The sequence below is a fragment of the Comamonas sp. NLF-1-9 genome (assembly GCF_019195435.1).
GTDB lineage: Bacteria > Pseudomonadota > Gammaproteobacteria > Burkholderiales > Burkholderiaceae_C > Comamonas_C.
The window spans coordinates 2,564,288-2,584,389 of the sequence record NZ_CP078069.1 but is presented as its reverse complement, the minus strand read 5'-3'; the positions used below and the strand labels follow the sequence as shown (position 1 = coordinate 2,584,389).

The window sequence follows — 20,102 nt, the reverse complement described above, 5'->3', positions numbered from 1 at the left end:
CTTACTTGGCCTTGGTCGGCGGGGCCAGCAGCACCGGGTCGTGGATCACGCTGTGACGGTGAAAGGCCTTGTCCTTGACGATCTGCACCTGCAGGTCTTTCTGCACCTCGTGCAAGTCGTTGAACGAGAGCTTGCCGATCGGCGTGTCGTAGCTGCCTGCGGCGATCGCGTCGCGCAGCGCCGCGCCGCCCTTGCCGCCGGTCTTCTTCAGGCCCTCGATCGCCACCTGCGTGGCGGTGTAGCTGGACGCCGCGACCATGTCGGAGCCCGCGCCGTAGGCCTTCTTGTAGTCAGCGAGGTAGGCCTTGGTGACGGGCGAGTCGGAATCACGATCGAGCGAAGTGGTCACCAGCGTGCCTTCCGAGGCGGGGCCGGCGATCTCGATGAACTTCTCCGAGTCGTAGCCCTCCTGGCCGATGATGGGCACGGTGATGCCGGCGGCGCGCAACTGGCTCACCAGCGGCCCGGCGTTGAAGTAGTAGCCCGAGGCGTAGATGACCTCGGGGTTGTCCGCCTTGACCTTGCTCACCAGCGGGCCGAACTGGCGGTCGGCCATGCCGTATTCGTACTCGTTGATTACGTTCAGGCCGAGCTTCTTGGCGCCGTCCTTGAAGCCCGCGGCCAGCGACTGGCCGAAGTCGTTCTTCACGGTGATCAGGGCGACGTTCTTCTTGCCCAGCTCCTGCACCAGCTTGGCGCCGCCACGACCTTGCACCTCACCCATGGCCGAGACGCGGAACATGTAGTCGCCCGCCAAGGTGACGTCCGGATGGATGGAGTAGGCCACGACGTAGGGCACCTGCGCCTTCTGGAAGATGGAAGCGGCCGCGCGCGTCGAGCCCGAATACGAGCCCGAAACGCCCACCACCACCTTGTCCTTCTCGATCATCTTGGTGACGGCCGGCACGGCTTCCTTGGCCGAAGCCTGGTCGTCGTAGACCACGAGCTCGAGCTTCTCGCCGGCCACGCCGCCGGCGGCATTGGCTTCGGCCACCGCGAGCTTGGCGCCTTCCAGCGCCGACTTGCCGTCGGCCGCGGCAAAGCCGGTGGATGGCACGTTGAAGCCGATCTTGATGTCGGCCCAGGCCGCGCCCGCGGGCAGGGCCAAGGCCAGCGCTGCGGCAAGCAGCTTGGGGGCAAAGGGGAAATGGGGTTTCATGAGCTTCTCCTTGGGGATGGACCTCTGGACGCGGGGCGCCGACTCGTTGTTTAATGCCTATACAACAATTCGATGTTCAGCCGCATGTTGTATATACATCTCGCGGAAAATGAATTTAGATGGTGCGCTGTGCAGTGTCAACAGCGGCCGCGACAAATTACGGGTTTACCCTGATGAATCTCCGGACTTCCTCCGCCGACCTGGCAGCGCGCGACAAGCGCGCACCGGCCTTTCAGCGCATCAAGGAGCACGTGCTGCGCCAGATCCACGAAGGCCATTGGCGCGAGGGCGACGCGATCCCGGGCGAGGAGGCGCTGGCGCGCGAGTTCGGCGTCTCGCGCATGACGGTAAACCGCGCGCTGCGCGAGCTCAGCAGCGAACAGGTGCTCGAGCGCGTGCAGGGTTCGGGCACCTATGTGGCGCAGCAGAAGTTTCTCGCCACGCTGGTCGAGCTGCGCAACATCGCCGACGAGATCGCCGCGCGCGGCCACCGCCATGCGAGCGAGCTGCAGTTGCTCGAACGCGCCCGCGCAAGCGACGCCCTGGCGCGCAAGCTCGGGCTGGCCGCGCGCGCCAGCGTCTTCCACTCAGTCATCGTGCACTTCGAGAACGGCTTGCCGTTGCAGGTGGAAGACCGCTGGGTCAACCCCCAGGTCGCGCCCGACTACCTGGCCCAGGACTTCACCCGCGGCACGCCCAACGCCTATCTGATGAAGGTGGCGCCGCTGCAGGGCGTGGATTTCGAAATCGAGGCCGACACCCCCACCGAGGCGGTTCGCCAGCTGCTGCGCATGCAGGCGCGCGAGTTCTGCCTGGTGCTGCGCCGCACCACCTATTCCATGGGCCAGGTGGCGTCGGTCGCGGCCATGTGGCACCCGGCCAAGCGCTACCGCTTTACCGGCCGCATCTGAGCGGCCCGGCGCGGCACGGCCCGGCGCTACCATCGGGGCGAAAGGAAGACCATGACAGCGCAAAACCCCTGGCAAGGCCGTGACGACTCGGCCGAATCCGGCGACACCCGCCGCCTGCACCAGATCGTGCGCCACGACGATGACTACGGCGTGGGCGATGCGGTGCTGGCCGGCTTTGCAAGCGACGCCGGCGTGGCGCGCAACCAGGGCCGCGTGGGCGCGCGCGAGGCGCCGCAGGTGGCGCGCCGGGCGCTGGCCAACCTGCCCGCGCACGCGCTGCACGCACTCTGGGACGCGGGCGACGTGCTCTGTGAGGGCGACACTCTGGAAGCCGCGCAGAGCGCGCAGGCGCAGCGCGTGGCGCAAATCCTCGGCTGTCGTGCGCGCCTGGTGGTGCTCGGCGGCGGGCATGAGATCGCCTGGGCCGACTACCAGGGCCTGCGCGATCATCTGTACGCCAGCGAAGGGCCCGGCGGGCGGCTGCTGGTGCTGAACCTGGACGCGCACTTCGACCTGCGCACCAGCCGTCCCGGCAACTCGGGCACGCCCTTCGACCAGATCCTGCAGGATGCGCGCGAGCGCAGTCTGCCGGTGCGCTACGCCTGCCTGGGCGTTTCACTGCTGGGCAACACCCCGGCGCTGTACCAGCGCGCCAACGAGCTCGATGTGTACTGGCGCGAGGACACCGAAATGCAGGAGCGCCAACTGGATGCGCGCCTGGCCGACATCGACCGCCTGCTGGCCGAGGCCGAGCACGTCTACCTGACCATAGACACCGACGCGCTGCCGGCCAGCGTGGCGCCGGGTGTCTCGGCCCCCGCGCCCTACGGCGTGCCGCTGAGCGTCGTCGAAGCCTGCCTGCAGCGCGTGAAGGCCAGCGGCAAGCTGCGCCTGGCCGACATTGCCGAGTTCAACCCGCAATACGACATCGACGGCCACACCGCGCGCGCCGTCGCTCGCCTGGCCTGGCAGTTGCTGCAACCCCTGACCGCTTGAGCGCGGCCGCAGACCTGCGCCGCGCGCTCAGAACGTCCCCGGATACAGCCCGCCGTCGAGCAGCAGGTTCTGCCCGTTGATGTAGCCCGCCTGCGGGCTGCACAGGAAGGCGCAGAGCGCGCCGAATTCGCCTGGCGTGCCAAAGCGGCGCGCCGGGATCTGCGCCGTCTGGCTGCGGCGCACTTCCTCCAGCGGCTTGCCGGTCTTCTCGGCCGCGGCCACCAGCGTGGCCTTGAGCCGGTCGGTGTCGAACTTGCCAGGCAGCAGGTTGTTCACCGTCACGCCGTGCGCCGCGATGCCCGAACGCGCCAGCCCGGCGATGAAGCCGGTCAAGCCGCTCCTCGCGCCGTTGGACAGCGCCAGGATGTCGATCGGTGCCTTCACCGCGCTGGAGGTGATGTTGAGAATCCGCCCATAGCCGCGCGCCGCCATGGCGTCCACCACCGCCCGGATGATCTCTATCGGCGTGAGCATGTTGGCGTCGAGCGCGCGCTGCCAGTCCTGCGCCGAAAAGCCGCGCCAATCGCCCGTGGGCGGGCCGCCCGCGTTGGTCAGCACGATGTCGAAATCCTTGCCCGGCCCACTGGGGGCGGACCACACCGCGTCCCGCCCCTCGGGCGTGGTGATGTCGCCAGCGACGGCGATGACTTCAGGGCTTTTTTGGCCTGTAGCGCTTGCCCAATCTGCGCCGGCAGCTCTCAATTGTGAAGCGGCTTGCATCAGCGGCGCCTCGGTGCGCGCGTTGACCACGAGGTTCACGCCCTCGGCCGCCAGCGCCTGCGCGCAGCCCAGCCCCAAACCCTTGCTGGCGCCGCAGACCAGTGCCCAGCGGCCGGCGATAGCCAAATCCATGCCCATGCTCCCTTGATTGCCGATGTGCCGATCATGCCGCCTGCGCCGCCGCGCTGCCAGAGCCGGCCGCGCCGAGCGCGCCGCAGCGGGCAGGCGGGGCAATGCCGCGCGAAGGGCCGAGCCGGGCACGCCGATTGCTGCCCGCCCTGCACTCTCGCGTTTGCAAAACCTCAAGGAGATTGCCCATGCACACCAACCCTTTGATGGCCGGCGTATTGCTGCTCGCACTGGCGGGCTGTGCCGCGCCAACCGACGAGCACGCACGGAGCAGCAGCGCGCATGCGACGGAGTCGCTCGCCCAGCAGCAGGGCAGCCAGGCGCCGACTTTTCGCTGGCGCACCGTGGGCAACGGCGCGCAGGCGGGCGAGCTCGGCTATGGCTGGCAGTTCTTCAACGGGCCGGGCACGCCGCGCGCCGTGGCCATCAGCCCGCTGGGCGACTACTACTACAGCCGCGGCGCCGGGCCGCACTGGATTGCATGGGGGCCGCTTGCACGTTCGAGCAGTTGGCGCCAGGAGCACACCGGCCTGGCGCAGTGACGCAGTGAACCGCGCCTCTTGAAGCTTGCGGCAAATCCGGCTCGCTGACGTTCTTGCGCCGCAAGGCCGCGCCGCTGCGTCCCGAGCAAGCCGTCCATGCCGGACAGCGACGAAGCCGAAAACCCGGACCGATGCCTGCCAGCACCCGGGCCAGCGCCCGGCCGCCGGGCGTGGGCTGACCAATTGCCTGCCGCCTGATCCGTTCAAGTACTGGCGGGCAGGCTCAGGCACATGCGCAAGCCGCCCAGCGGCGCAATGCCGGCGTGCACCTCGCCCCCATAGGTTTGCGCCAGCGAGCGCACGATGTCCAGCCCCAGACCGGCGCCCCCGCGCGCGCCCTGCGTGTCGCTGCGCACGTCGCCCAGTTGCACGCCGCGTTCGAACATGCGCTGGCGTTCGGCCTCGGGGATGCCGGGACCGTCGTCGTCGATGGTGAAGACAAGCTGGTCACCCTCGGAGCGCACCGCCACCCGCACGCACGAGCGCGCCCACTTGCCGGCGTTGTCCAGCAGGTTTCCGAGCATTTCGTACAAGTCCTGCGCTTCGCCCCGAAATTGCGCCGGCGGCACGCCATCGGCCAGTTCGAAGCGCAGCCCGCGGTCCGCATACAGGCGCTGCATGGTGCGCACCAGCGCCTGCAGCGGCTCGAGCACCGGTGTGGCCAGGCCCGTGGCGCGCACCGCTGCCGCCGCGCGCGCGCGCGCCAGATGCCAATCCACCTGCCGGCGGGCGCTTTGCACCTGCTCGCGCACCAGGAGAGCCAGCGCGCTGTCGTCCTGCTCGGCGGCGTTGGCGATGATCGCCAGCGGCGTATTCACCGCGTGCGCGAGGTTGCCTGCCTGCGCGCGGGCCCGCTGCACCATCTCGGCGTTTTCAGCCAGCACGTGGTTGAACTCGGCCACCAGCGGCTGCAGCTCTTGTGGAAACTGCCCGGGGAGCTGTCCGCTTGCGCCCGCGCGCACCGCAGCCAGACGCCGGCGCAGCAGCGCCAGTGGCCGCAGCGCCAGCTGCAGCTGCAGGGCAACGGCCAGCAACAGGCCAGCGGCAAGGATGGCGAGCGTGATCCACAGCAAATGGGTGAAGCGCGCAATCGGCTGCGCCACCAGCGCTTCATCACCGGCCACCGTCACAAGCAAGGGCGGCGCACCTGCGTCGGGCAGCTCGAGCGTGCGCGCCACCGCCAGCAGCGCATGGCCCTGGGCGTCGCTCAAATGCAAAACCTTGTCGCCCGTGGTCTTGCCCAATGCGGCAGGCAGCGCCAAGGTCTGATCCCAGAGCGAACGCGAACGCGCGATGGCGGCTTGCGGCTGCGTGCCCAAACGGTCGATCTGCCAGTACCAGCCCGAGAGCGGGGTAGAGAGTCTGGCATCGCCCGCCATCGCGCCCAGCCTGGGCTGGCCATCCACCCAATCGAGCGCGCCGCTCAACTGGTCGAGCTGCTGCACCAGCTGCGCCTGCCACTGCGCCATCACATGCTCGCGAAACAAGGCTGCCAATCCCCAGCCCGCCACTGCAAGGGTAATGGCCACCCAAGCGAGCGTGCCCACCAGCAGGCGCCAGCGCAGTGAACCTTTCATGCGCCGCTGGCCGCAGGCTCCACCAGGCGATAGCCCAGCCCGCGCAAGGTTTCTATGCAGCCTTCGGGCAGCTTCTTGCGCAGGCGCGCGATAAAGACTTCGATGGTGTTGGAGTCGCGGTCCTCATCGAGCGGGTACAGGTGCTCGGAGAGTTCGGTGCGCGAGAGCACCTGCCCCTTCTTCTGCATCAAAAGCGCGAGCAGCTTGAACTCGTGGCTGGTCAGTGCCAGCGGCTGGCCAGCCACCGCCGCGCGGGCGCTGCGGGTATCGAGTGCGATCTCGCCGCACTGCCACTGGCTGCTCGCGTGCCCGGTCTGGCGGCGCAGGAGGGCACGCAGTCGCGCCTGCAGCTCCTGCATGTGAAAGGGCTTGGCCAGGTAATCGTCGGCACCGGCATCCATGCCCTCCACCTTCTCCTGCCAACTGCCGCGCGCGGTGAGGATGAGCACCGGCATCCTTCGCCCCGCGCTGCGCCAGCGGCGCAGCACCGAGAGGCCGTCCATCTGCGGCAAGCCCAGGTCGAGTACCACGGCGTCGAAACTTTCGGCGTCGCCCAGGTAATGCGCCTCGCGGCCATCGCCGGTCTCCTCGACCGTGTGACCGGCATCGCGCAGCGCCTGCGCGAGTTGCTCGCGCAGCACGGGCTCGTCTTCCACCACCAGGAGGCGCATCAGTGCCTGTCCCTGTCCTTGCGTTTGACCTTGAGCACCCGGCCATCGACCGCATCCACCACCAGCTTGGCCACGCGGCCCTCGGCTTGCAGCAGGCGGATTTCGTAGATGAAACGACCATGCTCTCGCTCGAACTCAACCTTGAGCACCTGGCCGGAGAAGCCCTCCTGCTGCATTCTGGCAAGCACTTCGGCGAGCGGCAACACCTGGCCGCTGGTCAGCGCCTGGCGCGCGCGTTCGTGGTCGTCATCGCCTGCGAGCAAAACCCCCGAGCCGCCGAGCGCAGCCAGCAGCAGGCCAGCCAAGGCAAGGCGGCGAAGAAGGAAGAAGCGCATGGTGTTCATGGCTGCAATGTATAGCGCGCCATCCATGAACCGGGCATGAACGACGATAGTGCGTGCGTCGCTTGACAGCTTGGCTCGGCGCCACATAAGATAGTAATAACTTACTTTCTTTCAGCAATGCGATGAGCAGTTCCGGTCAATACCTTTCCGCCGACGAACGGCGCGCCGCCGCCGTCGAGGCGGTGATCGAACTGGCGGGCCAGCACAATCCGAGCGAGATCTCCACCACCGCGATCGCCAGGCACATGGGCGTGACCCAGGGTGCGCTATTCAAGCACTTCCCCACCAAGGAAGCGATTCTCGAAGCCGTCATGGGCTGGGTGGCCGAGCGGCTGCTGGCACGCGTGGACAAGGCGATTGCCGCCGCGCCCTCGCCGCTTGCTGCGCTGGAGGCCGTGTTCATGACGCATGTGCGCTTCATCGTCGAGCACCCCGGCGTGCCGCGCATGCTGTTTGGCGAGCTGCAGCGCGCCGAGGCCAGCGCGCCCAAACGCGTGGCGCAGACCCTGATCCTGCACTATGGCGAGCGCCTGCAACGACTGATCGCCAAGGGCAAGCAGCAGGGCGAGATCGGCGCACACGTTGACAACCAGGCGGCAGCGTTGCTCTTTGTCGGCACGGTGCAGGGGCTGGTGATGCAGTCCATGCTGGCGGGCGACGTGCGCCAGATGCGCACCCAGGCGCCCGGCGTGTTCCTGCTCTACCGCCACGCCATGACCGGAGCCGCGCAATGAACTTCGCCCTGCCCAAGCGCCGCACGCTGGCGCTGTTTGCCGTGCTGCTGCCCCTGGCCGCCTTGCTGGCCTGGGTGGCGCTGCGTTCGGGACCCATGGCGCCGGTACAGGTCACGCAAGCGCGGGTAGAGAGCGCTCAGCTTGCCCCGGCGCTCTTTGGCATAGGCACCGTGGAGGCGCGCCACACCATGCGTCTGGGGCCCACCGTGGCCGCGCGCGTCAAGCATCTCGATGTGGACGTGGGTGATGTGGTGCGCGCCGGGCAATTGCTTGGTGAAATGGAGCCGGTGGACTTGGACGAGCGTCTGCAAGCCCTGCAGGCGCTGCGCAAGCGCAGCCAAGCCGCGCTGCGCGAGGCCACTGCGCGCCAGGGTTTTGCCAGTGCGCAAGCCGAGCGCTACGCCCAGTTGCTGGCCGCGCATTCCACCAGCGAAGAGCTGCTGCTCACGAAACGCCAGGAGTTGGCCGTGGCCGATGCCGCCCTGGCTGCGGCGCGTGAAGACCTTGTCCGCACCACGGCAGACATCGCCGCGCTGCGCGCCCAGCGCGGCCAGCTGCGCCTCGTGGCAAACAAGGACGGCATCGTGAGCGCGCGCGAGGCAGAACCCGGCAGCACCGTGGTGGCCGGTCAAGCGGTGCTGGAGGTGATCGCCCCGGCCAGCCTCTGGATCAATCTGCGGCTCGATCAGATCAGCGCCGCAGGGCTTGCGCCCGGACTGCCCGCGCAGATACGCCTGCGCTCACGCCGCAGTGAACCACTCACCGGTCGCGTGCTGCGCGTGGAGCCCAAGGCCGATGCGGTGACCGAGGAGCTGCTGGCCAAGGTGGTGTTCGAGCAACTGCCCACGCCGCTGCCGCCGCTGGGCGAACTTGCCGAGGTCACGCTGCAACTGCCTGCGCTGGCGGCCACGCCGGTGCTGCCCAACGCCGCGCTGCACCACCGGGGCGGTGAAACCGGAGTGTGGCAAGTGGCCGATGGCCGGGCGCGCTTCGTACCCGTGAAAACCGGCCGCAGCGATCTGCAGGGACGCGTGCAGATCGTGACGGGCTTGCAAGCCGAGGACACCGTCATCGTGCACAGCGAACGCGCGCTGACCGACAAGCGCCGCGTCCAGCAGGTGGCGCGCATCGCCGGGGTGCAACCGTGATTTCGCTCGCCGGGCGCGACATCCTGCACAGCTGGGGCAAGTTCATCTTCACCGGTTTCGGCCTGGGTCTCTTGATCGGCGTCACGCTGGTGATGGCAGGTGTCTATCGCGGCATGGTCGACGACGGCCAGGCGCTCCTGGACAACAGCGGCGCCGACCTCTGGGTGGTGCAGCAGGGCACGCTGGGGCCCTACGCGGAATCGTCCAGCCTCGCCGACGACGCCTGGCGCCAGGTGAGAGCACTGCCCGGCGTGGCGCGCGCCGCCAACGTCACCTACTTCACCATGCAGGTGCGCAAGGAAGGCGATGCAGACGACACGCGCGCCATGGTGGTGGGCATTGCCGCCGATGAGGCCGCAGGCACGCCCGGCTGGCCGCCGTATCTGGTGGCCGGGCGGCAAATCACGCGCGGGCACTACGAAGCGGTGGCCGACATCGCGAGCGGTTTTCGCCTGGGCGACGTGCTCGCCATTCGTCGCCACCGCTACGAGGTGGTGGGACTGACCCGGCGCATGGTGTCTTCCAGCGGCGACCCCATGGTTTTCATCCCGCTGAAAGACGCGCAGCAGGCGCAGTTCCTGAAGGACAACGACGCCATCCGCGCCGCACGCCGGCGCAGCGCAGCCAACCCGGCGTTCAATCGCCCGGGCGTGCCCGGCCTGCTGGAGGCGATCAACGCCAGCCAATCAGCCAGCACCTCGGTCAACGCCATCCTGGTACGCCTGGCAGCCGGCGCCAACCCCGAGGCCACGGCCAGCGCGATCGAGCGCAGCACGCAGCTCAGCGTGCACACCCGCGCGCGGATGCAGGACATCCTGGTGAGCAAGCTGATTGCCACCTCGGCCAAGCAGATCGGCATGTTTCTCGCCATCCTCGCCATCGTGAGCGCCGCCATCGTCGCTTTCATCATCTACACGCTCACCATGGACAAGATCCGCGAGATCGCGGTGCTCAAGCTCATAGGCACCAAGAACCGCACCATCGCCGCCATGATCCTGCAGCAGGCGCTGGCGCTGGGCATGATCGGTTTTGCCGTGGGCAAGATCAGCGCCAGCTGGTCGGCGCCCATCTTTCCCAAGTACGTACTCTTGATTGCACAGGATTCGGTGATCGGCTTCTTCGCCGTGATGGCCATTTGTGCGCTCGCCAGCGTGGTGGCCATCCGTATGGCGCTGCGCGTAGACCCCGCAGAAGCCATCGGAGGCTGACATGAGCCAGGACAAAGGCATATACATAGCCGGCCTGTCCAAGCGCTACGGCTCGGGCGACTCGGCCGTGCTTGCGCTCAAGGACGTGAACATGCACGTGGCACCCGGCGAAGTGGTGGGGCTGATCGGCCCCTCGGGCTCGGGCAAGAGCACGCTGCTCAAATGCCTGGGCGCGGTGACGGACCCGACGACAGGACGCATGGCGCTGGGCAACGAGACCATTTTCGACAACGGCTGGAAGGTACGCGAGTTGCGCGCGCTGCGCCGCGACAAGATCGGCTTCGTGTTTCAGGCGCCCTACCTGATTCCGTTTCTGGACGTGCTGGACAACGTGGCGCTGCTGCCCATGCTCGCGGGCGTGCCCAATGCCCAGGCGCGCGAGCGGGCCATGGAGCTGCTCACCGCGCTGGACGTGCAGCACCGCGCAAGCGCCATGCCGGCGCTGCTCTCTGGCGGCGAGCAGCAGCGCGTGGCGATTGCACGCGGCCTGATCAACCGCCCGCCGGTGATCCTGGCCGACGAGCCCACGGCGCCGCTCGATTCCGAGCGGGCCATGGCCGTGGTGCGCATCCTGAACGCGATGGCGCAGCGCTACCAGACTGCCGTGGTCGTGGTCACGCACGACGAAAAAATCATCCCCACCTTCAAACGCATTTACCACATCCGCGACGGCGTCACGCACGAAGAGGCGGGTGAAGGAAGGAGCTGCTGATGCCCCGGTTTCCAAGCTCCCTGACGGCGGTGCTGGCTGCTGCCGCGCTCGCGGGCTGCGCCAGTACCACCGCCCCGTTTACCCGGCCCGCTGCGCCCACGATGCAAAGCTACACGCCCACTGCCAATGAAGCGACAGCCCCCGCAGCCAGCGGCGCGCAGCGAATCATCGTCGTGCAGGCGCCTGAGCCAGCATGGTGGCGGGCGCTGCAATCGCCCGGACTCGACGCCCTGATCGAGCAGGCTTTCAAGGCCAGCCCGACGCTGGCTGCCGCGCAGGCGCTGCTCACTCAGGCGCAGGCGCGCCAACAGGCCCAGGCGGACAGCATGCGGATGCCGCAGGTCGACGCCGGCCTTGGCATGCAGCAGCAACGCGCCACAGGCGCCGCCCAGGGCCAAGAGGGCACGGGGCGTGAATTTCGCCTGTACAGCGCCAGCGTAGGCGTGCGCTATCAGTTCGATCTTTCCGGTGTGCAGGGCCATACCCTGCAGCAACTCGCCGACCGAACCGCCTGGCGCCGCCATGAGCTTGATGCCGCACGCCTGATGCTTGCCGGGCAGATTGCGCAGGCCGCCATCACCCGCGCACGCCTTGCGGCGCAGATCGAAGTCAGCGATGCGCTGCTCTCTGGCCAATTGCGGCAGTTGCACCTGGCGCATGAGCGCCAACGCCTGGGCCAGGCCCTGCCCGACGAGGCGCTGGCGCTCGCCACCCAAGCCGAGCAAACCCGCGCCAGCCTGCCGCCGCTGCGCCGCCAGTTGCAGCAAACCGAGCACCTGCTGGCGCTGCTCTGCGGGCAGGCGCCGGGCACGGCGCAAGTGCCCGCCTTCGTGCTGGCCGATTTCACGCTGCCCGCCGAGCTGCCGCTGCTCGTGCCCTCCGCACTGGTGCGCCAGCGCCCCGACATTCAGGCCAGCGAGGCGCTGCTGCACGCCGCACATGCCGAACACGGCGCCGCCGTGGCCCGGCGCTACCCGCAGCTCACGCTCAGCGCCAGCCTGGGCAGCCAGGCGCTTGCCGCCGGGGCCTTGTTTGGCGGTGCCTCGGCGGTCTGGGCGCTGGGCGCGCAGCTGGGCGCGCCCTTGTTCAACGCCGCGCAGCCCTCCGAAGAGCAAGCAGCGATGGCGGCGCTGGATGCCGCCAGCGCCAACTACCAGAGCGTGGTGCTGCAGGCACTGCGTGAGGTGGCCGACGTGCTGCGCGCCATCGAGCACGACGCACAAACCGAGCAGGCGCTGATGAGCGCCGACGCCAGCGCGCGCCAGAGCGTGCAGCTGGCCGAAGAGCGCCTGCGCCTGGGCGCAGTGAGTGAAGTGCAGTTGCTGATAGCACAGCAGCAGGCTCAGCAAAGCGCCCTGCAACGGGTGGCCGCGCAGGCCCAGCGCCTGAGCGACAGCGTGGCGCTGTACCAGGCCATTGGAGCGGCAAGCGCTCGCACGCCCGGGTAAAGCCGACGCAAAACAAGTCCCCGCGATGCGGCGCGCGCTGGGTTGGGTGGGCTGCGCGACGCAAAGCGCAGGCATGGCCGCAGCCATGGCGAGAATGTGCAAGGACGCAGACCACCCCAAGCCAGGGATGCGATGCGCGCGAAGAACTTGTTCAGCCTTGCCTGAAACTTGCCTGGGTGGCAGATGAACTGGCAATGAACGCCCGCTTCAGCATCGGTTCACCGCCGGCCACGCACACTGGCCTTCAACCTGTTCAAGGAGTGTGCAATGAATCGACGCAGCAAAACCATCGTAGCCGCAGCGCTCGCAACCCTTGCGCTGGCCGTGGGCGCCTTGCCTGCCCTGGCGGGCGACGACTGCAAGGTGCCCGCCAGCCAATGGCAATCGCGCAATGCGGTGCGCCAGATGGCCAGCGAGCAGGGCTGGCAAGTGCAGCGCCTGAAGGTCGACGACGGCTGCTACGAGCTGCGCGGCATCGACGCGCAGGGCCAGCGCTTCAAAGCCAAGATTGACCCACAAACGCTGGAGATCGTGAAGATCAAGCGCAAGCAGCGCGAACGCCGACAAGGCCGCGACACCCAGCTCGCGCCCGATCCCGAAGCCGTCGCGATCCAGCCCTCCAGCAGCTCGCCGTTCACCTCCGGCAGCCGTCCGCGCGCCCAGGTGGAGTGAACTCAAAAGCTCAATCAAAAGTGGACTGAACGCTCTACCAGAAAGCGTTGCAAGCTATCTTTACGAAAGCAAAACTATGAAAAAACCCCTGCTCACCGCCCTCGCCATCGCCTGCGCCCTGGCCGTCCCGATCTTGGCCCAGAGCCGCGAAATCACCATCACCACGCAGCTCAAAAACTATGGCGGCGGCGGCGCCTACCTCGCCCTGTATCTGAGCGACGCCAAGGGAGCCTACGCCGGCACCCTGTGGGTCGCGGGCGGCAAGACCAAGTACTACAAGCATCTGACCGACTGGAACCGGCTGTCCGCAGGCGATGCCAAGCGCCTCGCGGGCGTCACCGGTGCCAGCGTGGGCGCGGGCCGCACGCTCAAGGTGACGGCCGATCTGGCCGATGCGCTGATCGACGCGGGCTATGAAATCCGCATTGATGCCGCCGTCGAAGACATGCGCGAGAGCCCGAGCGAAGTGCGTCTGCCGCTCACGGCAGCAGGCTCGGGCAAAGCCCAGACGGGCAAGCAGTACGTGCAGTCGCTCAGCTACCAGCTCAAATAAGGTCGAACCATGGTGTGGCGACAACTGCACCGCTGGATCGGCCTGGTGGCGGGCGCCGTGGCCGTGGTGCTGGGCATCACGGGGGCGGTGCTGGCCCTGGAGCCCGTGCAATCGGCCTGGCAGAGCCCGGCTGCAGCGCGCAGCCTGAGCGTGGCGCAACTGGCCGATCGGGTGGCAGCCGTAGTGCCGGGCGCCGAGGAAATCCGCCGCCTGCCCTCGGGCGACACCGTGGTCTATGCCTTTGACCATGGCGAGCCACGCGCCAGCCGCATCGACCCTCAAAGCGGCCAGGTGCTGGGCGCGTGGGAGCCGTCGGCCACGCTGCGCTGGTTGCGCAACCTGCACCGCAAGCTGTTGCTCGGGGATATCGGCCGGCTGGTGGCGGCAGGCGCGGCGCTGGCCATGGCCTTGCTGTGCATCACCGGCCTCGTGCTGCTGCAGCGGCGCCAGGGCGGCTGGCGCAAGCTGGGCAACCGGGTGCGCGGCAGCCCGATGCAGCGCCTGCACTGCGCCGCCGGGCGGGCATTGCTGGCGGTGCTGCTCGTCTCTTCGCTCGCCGCGCTCAACCTGAGCGCGGCCAGCTTCGGCCTGGTGCAGCTCGATGGCGACACCGAGCCCGAAGTCGCCTCCCGCAGCGCCAGCACCGGCGACCTGGCACCGGCCGAGCTGGCGCTGTTGCAGCAGACTGCCGTGCGCGATTTGCGCAAGCTCAACTTCCCCTCGGCGGACGACCCTGGCGACACTTGGCATATCAGCACCGCACAAGGTCAGGGCTGGATAGACCGCCACGACGGCCAGACCCTCGCCTGGCAGCCGGCCAGCACGGCGCAGCGCATCAACGACTGGGCCCTGCTGCTGCACACCGGCGAAGGCGCCTGGCCGTGGGCGCTGGTGCTGGGCGCCAGCGGCCTGAGCATTGCCCTGTTCTGGGGCACGGGGCTGATGCTCTGGTGGCAGGCGCGCCGCCTGCAGCCGCGACTGGCTGGCAACCGCCCGCTGCCCGAGGCCGATACCCTGATCTTCGTCGCCAGCGAAAACGGCTCCACCTGGGGGTTCGCACAGGCGCTGCACGCGGCACTGACGCAGGCCGGGCACCCGGTGCACGCCAGCACGCTGGAGCACTTTGCCACCGGCGCACGCACCCGGCAGGTCTTCGTGCTGGCCGCCACCTACGGCGATGGTCAGGCCCCGGCGCACGCGGCCCGCGCCCTGCAGCGCATCGCACAAGCGCCCGTCACTTCGGCCACGGTCACGGTGCTGGGTTTTGGCGACCGCCAGTTTCAGGGTTTCTGCGCCTTCGCCGGCGCCCTGGAGAGCGCGCTGCGCGCACGCGGCTGGCCCAGCCTGCTGCCTTTGGCGCGCATCCACCAGCAATCGGCGCAGGAATTTGCGCTATGGGGCGAGCGCCTGGGCAAGGCGCTGGGCGAGCCACTGGCGCTGCAATACCGGCCGAGCATTCCGCGCACCACGGCGCTCACGCTGGTGTCGCGTCAGGACTACCCCGGCGCCGTGGGCGAACCCGCCGCCATCCTGCGTTTTGCCTGGCCCAAGGCGAGTTGGGCGCAGCGCCTGGGCGGGCGCGCACTGGGGGCTTTTGCTGCGGGCGATCTGCTCGGCGTGCTGCCGCCCGATGGCGCCGTACCGCGCCTGTATTCGCTGGCCAGCAGCGCGCACGACGGTTTCATCGAAATCTGCGTGCGCCGACACGCGGGCGGCCTGTGCTCGGGCTATCTGCACGCGCTGCAACCGGGCGAGCGCATCGCCGCCTTCATCCGGCCCAACCCGGGGTTCACGCTGCAAGCCACGCGCAGGCCGGTCATGCTGATCGGTGCGGGCACCGGCGTGGCGCCGCTGGCCGGTTTCATCCGCGGCAACACGCAGCGCGCGCCCATGCACCTGTACTACGGCACACGCGACCCGGCGCTCGACTACTACTTCGGCGCCGAGCTGCAAACCTGGCTGCAAGAGCAGCGCCTGGCCAGCCTGCACACCGCCTTCTCGCGCGCCGAGTCGGGCGGCGGCCATGTGCAGGACGCGCTGCAGCGCGACGCCACGCGTCTGCAGAGCCTCATACACCAGGGCGGCGCCATCGTGCGCGTCTGCGGCAGCCAGGCCATGGCGCGCGCGGTGGCACAGACGCTGGACGCCATCCTGGCGGGCATGGGCCTGAGCGTGCAGCAACTCAAAGCTCAGGGACGCTATGCCGAAGACACCTTCTGAGTCCACGGTGCGCCTGCGGCTGCACGGCGCGACCATGGGTACGCGCTGGGCGGTGCAATGCGACGCGCCGATCGGTCTGGATCGCGCCGCTTTGCAGCAGGCACTGGCCGCCGTCGTCGATGCAGTGGACCAGCAGATGTCGCCCTGGAAGACGGGTAGCGACCTCATGCGCCTGAACCGCGCACCTGTCGGCGATTGGGTGCAGCTGCCGTGCGAAATCATGCAGGTGCTCGCTTGCGCACTGCGGGTGGGCCGCGCGAGCCAGGGCGCATTCGACATTGCCGCCGCCGCTCTGGTGAACGCCTGGGGCTTTGGCGCGCCGCGCAGCATGCCGGACGCCGCCGCCATCGCCGCAGCGCGCGCGCCCGGGCATGTTGCGGCGCATGAGGCGCTGGAGCTCGATGCGCTCGGACAGCGCGCACGCAAGAACGCCCCGGCGCAGTTTGATCTGTGCGGCATCGCCAAGGGCTACGCGGTCGATCGCATGCACGCGCTGCTGCAGGCGCACGGCGTGGCACACGCACTCATCGCGCTCGACGGCGAACTGCGGGCGCTGGGCCCGCAGGCCGGCGGTGAACCCTGGGCCGTCGCCGTGGAAGCGCCCGATGCGCACCAGCGCTCGGTGCACGGCGTACTGGAGCTGCAAGACATGGCCGTCGCCACCTCGGGCAACTACCGCCACTTTCTGCAACTCGGCCCCGCGCGCGTGGCGCACACCATGGACACGCGCCGCGGCGCGCCAGTGGCGAACGACGTGGCCTGCGTCACCGTGCTTGCCGCGCAGTGCATGGCCGCCGACGCCTGGGCCACGGCCTTGCTGGTGGCTGGCCCAGGCCCTGGTCTGGCACTGGCGCAAAGCCAAGGCTTGCAGGCGCTGTGGCTGCTGCGCCGCGCGGGCAAACTGGTTTCGCTGGGGATGGGGCGGTTTGCAAGCTGAACGCGGGATGAACCGGTGCTTCAGCATCCATTCACCGCCTGCGGCGCACAGTGCAATCACGGTCGATCCAGACCGCAGACAGACGAGGAGATCACCATGCACACCAGCACCTGCATCGCCGCCGCCCTGGCCGCCGCCGTGCTCGCCGGCAACACCCTGGCAGGCGACCACCACCGCGCCAAACACCAGCGCCACGACGGGCCGCACGCACACGTCGTCACAGGCCCCTGGCAAGCCGTGGCGCACGAAGCCGCATCCGGGGAGATCGGCCACGGCTGGCAGTACTTTCACGACCCGGTGTCGCTGCACTCGGTGGTCATCAGCCCCGAGGGCGACTACTACTACAGCCGGGGCCAGGGGCTGCGCTGGATTGCCTGCGCCTGAGCCCCCTGGGGTGCGCGCTGCACGGCACGCACCCCGTGAATGGCCGACGAACGAATAACGCGAAAGCATTCAGCACCCGCTGCGCACGATGCGCAGCACTCAAGCCGCACGAACATGACCCCATCGGAGCACCCCCTGCGCACCTCGCATCCGCCGCGCACGCATTACCCGCTCGCGCTCATCGCCCTGCACTGGCTCACGCTGGCGCTGCTGCTTGCGGCGTACGCGCTGATCGAATGGCACGACGCCCTGCCCAAGGGCAGTGGGCTGCGCGCGCTGGCCAAGTACTGGCACGAAATGATGGGCCTCGCCGTGCTGGTCGTGGTGCTGGTGCGCCTGCCGCTGCGCCTGCTGCTGGGCGTGCCTCCGCAGTTGTCCGGCCCGCAGTGGCAGCGCAGGGCGGCGCTTGCGATGCACTGGCTGCTGTACCTGTTCCTGCTCTGCACGCCGCTGCTGGGCTGGCTGTATCTGAGCGCCAAGGGCACGCCTGTACCCTTCTTTGGTCTGCAGCTGCCCGCGCTGATCGCGCCCGACAAGCTGCTCGCGCCCGACATCAAGGAGATCCACGAAACCATCGCGACCGCTGGCTACTGGCTCATCGGCGGGCATGCGGCGGCGGCGCTGATACACCACTGGCTGCTGAGCGATGCCACGCTTGCGCGCATGAGCCCGAAGGCCATGCGCGGCGGTGAGCGCAACTGAGGGCCGCGCGGTGTTTATCGCAGGGAGTAGTCGGTCGGCCCCTCGGCTACGCGGCGCGCGCCGTTGAAGCGCTTTTGCCAGTAGCTCTGGTGCATGCTCTCGACGCGCACGCGCGCGCCGCTGCGCGGGGAATGGATGAACTTGCCGTCGCCCACGTAGATTCCCACGTGGCTGAAGGCGCGGCGCATGGTGTTGAAGAACACCAGGTCGCCCGGGCGCAAGTCCTGGCGCGCGATCTTTTCCGTGCTGGCCGCCTGGTCTACCGCCTTGCGCGGCAGCACCAGGCCGCGCGCCTGTTCATAGATGCTGCGCACGAAGCCGCTGCAATCAAAGCCGGTTTCGGCGCTGTTGCCGCCGCGCCGGTAGGGTGCGCCGAGAAAACCCATGGCGGTAGCCACCAGGTCGCCGGTGCGCTCGGCCGCGTCCTGCGCCTGGTCGGCCACGCCGTGGCCGAACTGGGACAGATGGCCGCGCAGGTCTTGCGTCCACGAGACGGCCTGCGGCTCGGGCGGCGCTTCGGGCGGGGTGTCGGGGGCGGCGAAGGCGCTGCTCGCGCAGACCAGCAGCAGGGGGGCAAGCCAAAATCGCATGGGGCGCAAGGGTAACCGAATTCCTCGGCGCCCGGCAGGGTAATTCCCTCAGGGCTGCAGGGGCTCGGAAAAGCCCTTGGCGTCCACGTGCACCAGCGTGCCCTTGGAGTCCAGCCGCACGCTGCCTGCGGGCAGGCCGCGGTGCAGCGCCAGGCGCTGGTGCGCAAGGCTCAGGTCCACCGCGCCCTCCAGCGCCACACCGATCTCCAGGCGCGCCTCGCGCGCCAGATCAAGCTGCTGCTGCAACTGCGCGCATTCGGCCTGCAGGCGCGCAGCGCTTGCCTGCGCGTCGGCGAGCGAGGCCTGGGCGCGCTCCAGCACCCCCTTGGGGTCGCCGTGCGCGCGCAACTGCGCGATGAGCTTTTCCAGGCTCGCGCCGCGTTCGCGCTGCGCGGCCTCGTCCTCGCGCGCCTGCTGCAGCCGTGCCTGCAGCACCGGGTTGACTCCCAGCACCAGGCGCGTGAGGCCGCCATCGACCGAGCCGATGAGCGGCGCCGCAATCGCCATCATGGCGCTGGCGCCGCCGCCCACCAGGCGCCCGCGCCGCGGCACCTCGGCGCCGATGGTGATGCGCCCGAGCGCGTGCAGTTCGCAGCCCAGGGCGTTCTGGCGCACTGTCAGCTCGGTGCCGGCGCGCAGATAGGACACCTCGGCAAAGCGCGCCTGCACCGCGCCCTCGGCATGCAGGCGGGCGCGGGCGATGACGCCGCCCTGCACGATGATGCTGCCCTGCGTGTTCAGCAGCGCGCCGTCCACCGTGCCGCCGACCAGGATGTCGCCGCTGGCGTGGATCTGCATGCCCTGGGCCACGTCGCCCTCGACCTGTACCGTGCCGTCGTAGCGGATGTTGCCCTGGGCCACGTCCACCTCGGCCACGCGCAGCACGGGCTCCACGGTCATGCCGGCGCGCACCAGCACCGGCTGGCCGGTGATGGCAGCCACCAGCAGGTTGGGGTCTTGTTCGCTCATGGCGGCGCCGCTGAGCTGCGGCGCAAACGGCTCGTCGCGCCCGGGCCGCGCGGCCAGGGTCTGGCCCAGCACGGTGAAGCCGGGCGTGCCTTCCGTGGCCGGCTCGCGGCGCATCAAGAGCGCGCCGGACTCGACCAGCACGATGTTGCCGTCGTGCTCGCGGTAGTCGATGCGCCCGTCGGCGCCCACGCGCGGGGTGCGGTCGGGCACGGCGGCGATGAGTTCGAGGAATTGCGCGTCGCGCCCGTCCACCGGCGCCACACCCTGCGCGACCACCTGCGGCGGCGCGCCCGGACCCTTCAGTGCCTGCGCGATGGCCTCGGCGTCGATGCCCGCGACCACGCCGGCTGCGGCCAGCGCCGCCTGCACCATGGCCTCGGTGGCCGGCGCGCCGCCTTGTGCGGGCACGATGGCGAGCGTGGCCTGCATGGCGTCGCGCGCCACCTGTACCTGCACTTCGGCGTCCACCGCGTGCGCCAGGATCAGCACCATGCGCGCGCTGGCGTCTGCGCCCTCGCGCAGCACGCGCTCGAGCGCTTCCTCATTGATGCGGTGCGCGCCCCAGCCGTGCTCGTCCAGCCAGGCGATCAGCCCGGCGCGCGTGGGCGGCGCGCGCTCGGCGCAGGGCTCCATGCGCAGCACCACGTCGCCGTGGGCCGACAGGCTGAGCTGCATGCCCCGAGTGTCCAAAGCCCTCTCCTGCGCCCGGTGCTTGCACCAGCGAGGGCAAGCGCCGCCCGGGCGAGCGGCTGAGCTTACAGCATCGATGCCCGGGG

The 20,102-nt window shown here is 69.2% G+C and carries 21 protein-coding genes; 14 read left to right on the top strand and 7 right to left on the bottom strand.

What is annotated here, in order from left to right; genetic code table 11:
• Position 1: 1 nt before the first annotated feature.
• Positions 2–1,159: an ABC transporter substrate-binding protein gene (locus KUD94_RS12415; protein ID WP_218237503.1), complete on the bottom strand. Its 1,158-nt coding sequence runs from the start codon at positions 1,157–1,159 to the stop codon at positions 2–4.
• A gap of 173 nt (positions 1,160–1,332) precedes the next feature.
• Between KUD94_RS12415 and hutC the strand changes: the two genes are divergently transcribed.
• A complete protein-coding gene (hutC, locus tag KUD94_RS12410; protein WP_218237502.1) occupies positions 1,333–2,070 on the top strand; it encodes a histidine utilization repressor in 738 nt (245 codons plus the stop codon).
• A gap of 51 nt (positions 2,071–2,121) precedes the next feature.
• Positions 2,122–3,066, top strand: coding sequence for a formimidoylglutamase (gene hutG, locus KUD94_RS12405; RefSeq protein ID WP_218237501.1), 945 nt, complete (start codon positions 2,122–2,124; stop codon positions 3,064–3,066).
• 27 nt (positions 3,067–3,093) lie between these two features.
• Here the strand turns inward: hutG and KUD94_RS12400 are convergent, their stop codons facing one another.
• On the bottom strand, positions 3,094–3,918 hold the full coding sequence (locus tag KUD94_RS12400) for an SDR family oxidoreductase (RefSeq protein ID WP_218237500.1): 825 nt from the start codon (positions 3,916–3,918) through the stop codon (positions 3,094–3,096).
• A 185-nt stretch (positions 3,919–4,103) separates the two neighbouring features.
• Here KUD94_RS12400 and KUD94_RS12395 point away from each other — a divergent pair, with 185 nt between their 5' ends.
• The gene (locus KUD94_RS12395; RefSeq protein WP_218237499.1) at positions 4,104–4,457 is read left to right on the top strand and encodes a hypothetical protein; all 354 of its coding nucleotides are present in this window, start codon (positions 4,104–4,106) and stop codon (positions 4,455–4,457) included.
• Positions 4,458–4,660: 203 nt separating this feature from the next.
• On the opposite strand, the gene KUD94_RS12390 is transcribed toward KUD94_RS12395, so the two are convergent.
• From KUD94_RS12390 to KUD94_RS12380, 3 genes are read right to left on the bottom strand one after another with little or no spacing between them, the layout of a single operon-like run.
• Positions 4,661–6,034, bottom strand: a complete 1,374-nt coding sequence (locus tag KUD94_RS12390) for a sensor histidine kinase (protein WP_218237498.1) — start codon at positions 6,032–6,034, stop codon at positions 4,661–4,663.
• The gene (locus tag KUD94_RS12385) at positions 6,031–6,705 is read right to left on the bottom strand and encodes a response regulator transcription factor (protein WP_218237497.1); all 675 of its coding nucleotides are present in this window, start codon (positions 6,703–6,705) and stop codon (positions 6,031–6,033) included. The genes KUD94_RS12390 and KUD94_RS12385 overlap by 4 nt, the downstream gene beginning before the upstream one ends.
• The gene (locus tag KUD94_RS12380) at positions 6,705–7,049 is read right to left on the bottom strand and encodes a PepSY domain-containing protein (RefSeq protein WP_218237496.1); all 345 of its coding nucleotides are present in this window, start codon (positions 7,047–7,049) and stop codon (positions 6,705–6,707) included. The genes KUD94_RS12385 and KUD94_RS12380 overlap by 1 nt, the downstream gene beginning before the upstream one ends.
• Before the next feature lie 122 nt (positions 7,050–7,171).
• On the opposite strand from KUD94_RS12380, the gene KUD94_RS12375 reads away from it, so the two are divergent.
• The 11 genes from KUD94_RS12375 to KUD94_RS12325 all read left to right on the top strand — a co-directional run bounded on the left by KUD94_RS12375 (position 7,172) and on the right by KUD94_RS12325 (position 17,767).
• On the top strand, positions 7,172–7,783 hold the full coding sequence (locus KUD94_RS12375; protein WP_218237495.1) for a TetR/AcrR family transcriptional regulator: 612 nt from the start codon (positions 7,172–7,174) through the stop codon (positions 7,781–7,783).
• Positions 7,780–8,931: an efflux RND transporter periplasmic adaptor subunit gene (locus tag KUD94_RS12370; protein ID WP_218237494.1), complete on the top strand. Its 1,152-nt coding sequence runs from the start codon at positions 7,780–7,782 to the stop codon at positions 8,929–8,931. The genes KUD94_RS12375 and KUD94_RS12370 overlap by 4 nt, the downstream gene beginning before the upstream one ends.
• A complete protein-coding gene (locus tag KUD94_RS12365) occupies positions 8,928–10,139 on the top strand; it encodes an ABC transporter permease (protein WP_218237493.1) in 1,212 nt (403 codons plus the stop codon). The genes KUD94_RS12370 and KUD94_RS12365 overlap by 4 nt, the downstream gene beginning before the upstream one ends.
• A gap of 1 nt (position 10,140) precedes the next feature.
• Positions 10,141–10,851 carry an ABC transporter ATP-binding protein gene (locus KUD94_RS12360; protein WP_218237492.1) on the top strand — a complete coding sequence of 237 codons (711 nt, stop codon included), beginning with the start codon at positions 10,141–10,143 and terminating at the stop codon, positions 10,849–10,851.
• Positions 10,851–12,299, top strand: coding sequence for an efflux transporter outer membrane subunit (locus tag KUD94_RS12355; RefSeq protein ID WP_218237491.1), 1,449 nt, complete (start codon positions 10,851–10,853; stop codon positions 12,297–12,299). The genes KUD94_RS12360 and KUD94_RS12355 overlap by 1 nt, the downstream gene beginning before the upstream one ends.
• Before the next feature lie 267 nt (positions 12,300–12,566).
• Complete coding sequence (locus tag KUD94_RS12350) at positions 12,567–12,971, top strand: PepSY domain-containing protein (protein ID WP_218237490.1); 405 nt, start codon at positions 12,567–12,569, stop codon at positions 12,969–12,971.
• Between the two features lie 76 nt (positions 12,972–13,047).
• Positions 13,048–13,524 carry a DUF2271 domain-containing protein gene (locus KUD94_RS12345; protein WP_218237489.1) on the top strand — a complete coding sequence of 159 codons (477 nt, stop codon included), beginning with the start codon at positions 13,048–13,050 and terminating at the stop codon, positions 13,522–13,524.
• A gap of 9 nt (positions 13,525–13,533) precedes the next feature.
• On the top strand, positions 13,534–15,744 hold the full coding sequence (locus KUD94_RS12340) for a PepSY domain-containing protein (protein WP_218237488.1): 2,211 nt from the start codon (positions 13,534–13,536) through the stop codon (positions 15,742–15,744).
• Positions 15,725–16,681, top strand: coding sequence for an FAD:protein FMN transferase (locus KUD94_RS12335; protein ID WP_218237487.1), 957 nt, complete (start codon positions 15,725–15,727; stop codon positions 16,679–16,681). Before KUD94_RS12340 ends, KUD94_RS12335 begins: the two co-directional genes overlap by 20 nt.
• Positions 16,682–16,777: 96 nt before the next feature.
• Positions 16,778–17,065: a hypothetical protein gene (locus KUD94_RS12330; protein ID WP_218237486.1), complete on the top strand. Its 288-nt coding sequence runs from the start codon at positions 16,778–16,780 to the stop codon at positions 17,063–17,065.
• Positions 17,066–17,179: 114 nt separating this feature from the next.
• Entirely contained in the window at positions 17,180–17,767 is a 588-nt protein-coding gene (locus KUD94_RS12325; RefSeq protein WP_218237485.1) for a cytochrome b, read from the top strand.
• Positions 17,768–17,781: 14 nt separating this feature from the next.
• On the opposite strand, the gene KUD94_RS12320 is transcribed toward KUD94_RS12325, so the two are convergent.
• Together KUD94_RS12320 and KUD94_RS12315 are read right to left on the bottom strand one after the other, a co-directional pair.
• Entirely contained in the window at positions 17,782–18,357 is a 576-nt protein-coding gene (locus KUD94_RS12320; RefSeq protein ID WP_218237484.1) for a C40 family peptidase, read from the bottom strand.
• Between the two features lie 48 nt (positions 18,358–18,405).
• Positions 18,406–20,001 (bottom strand): DUF342 domain-containing protein, encoded by a 1,596-nt coding sequence (locus tag KUD94_RS12315; RefSeq protein WP_218237483.1) that lies wholly within the window; start codon positions 19,999–20,001, stop codon positions 18,406–18,408.
• Positions 20,002–20,102 lie beyond the last annotated feature (101 nt).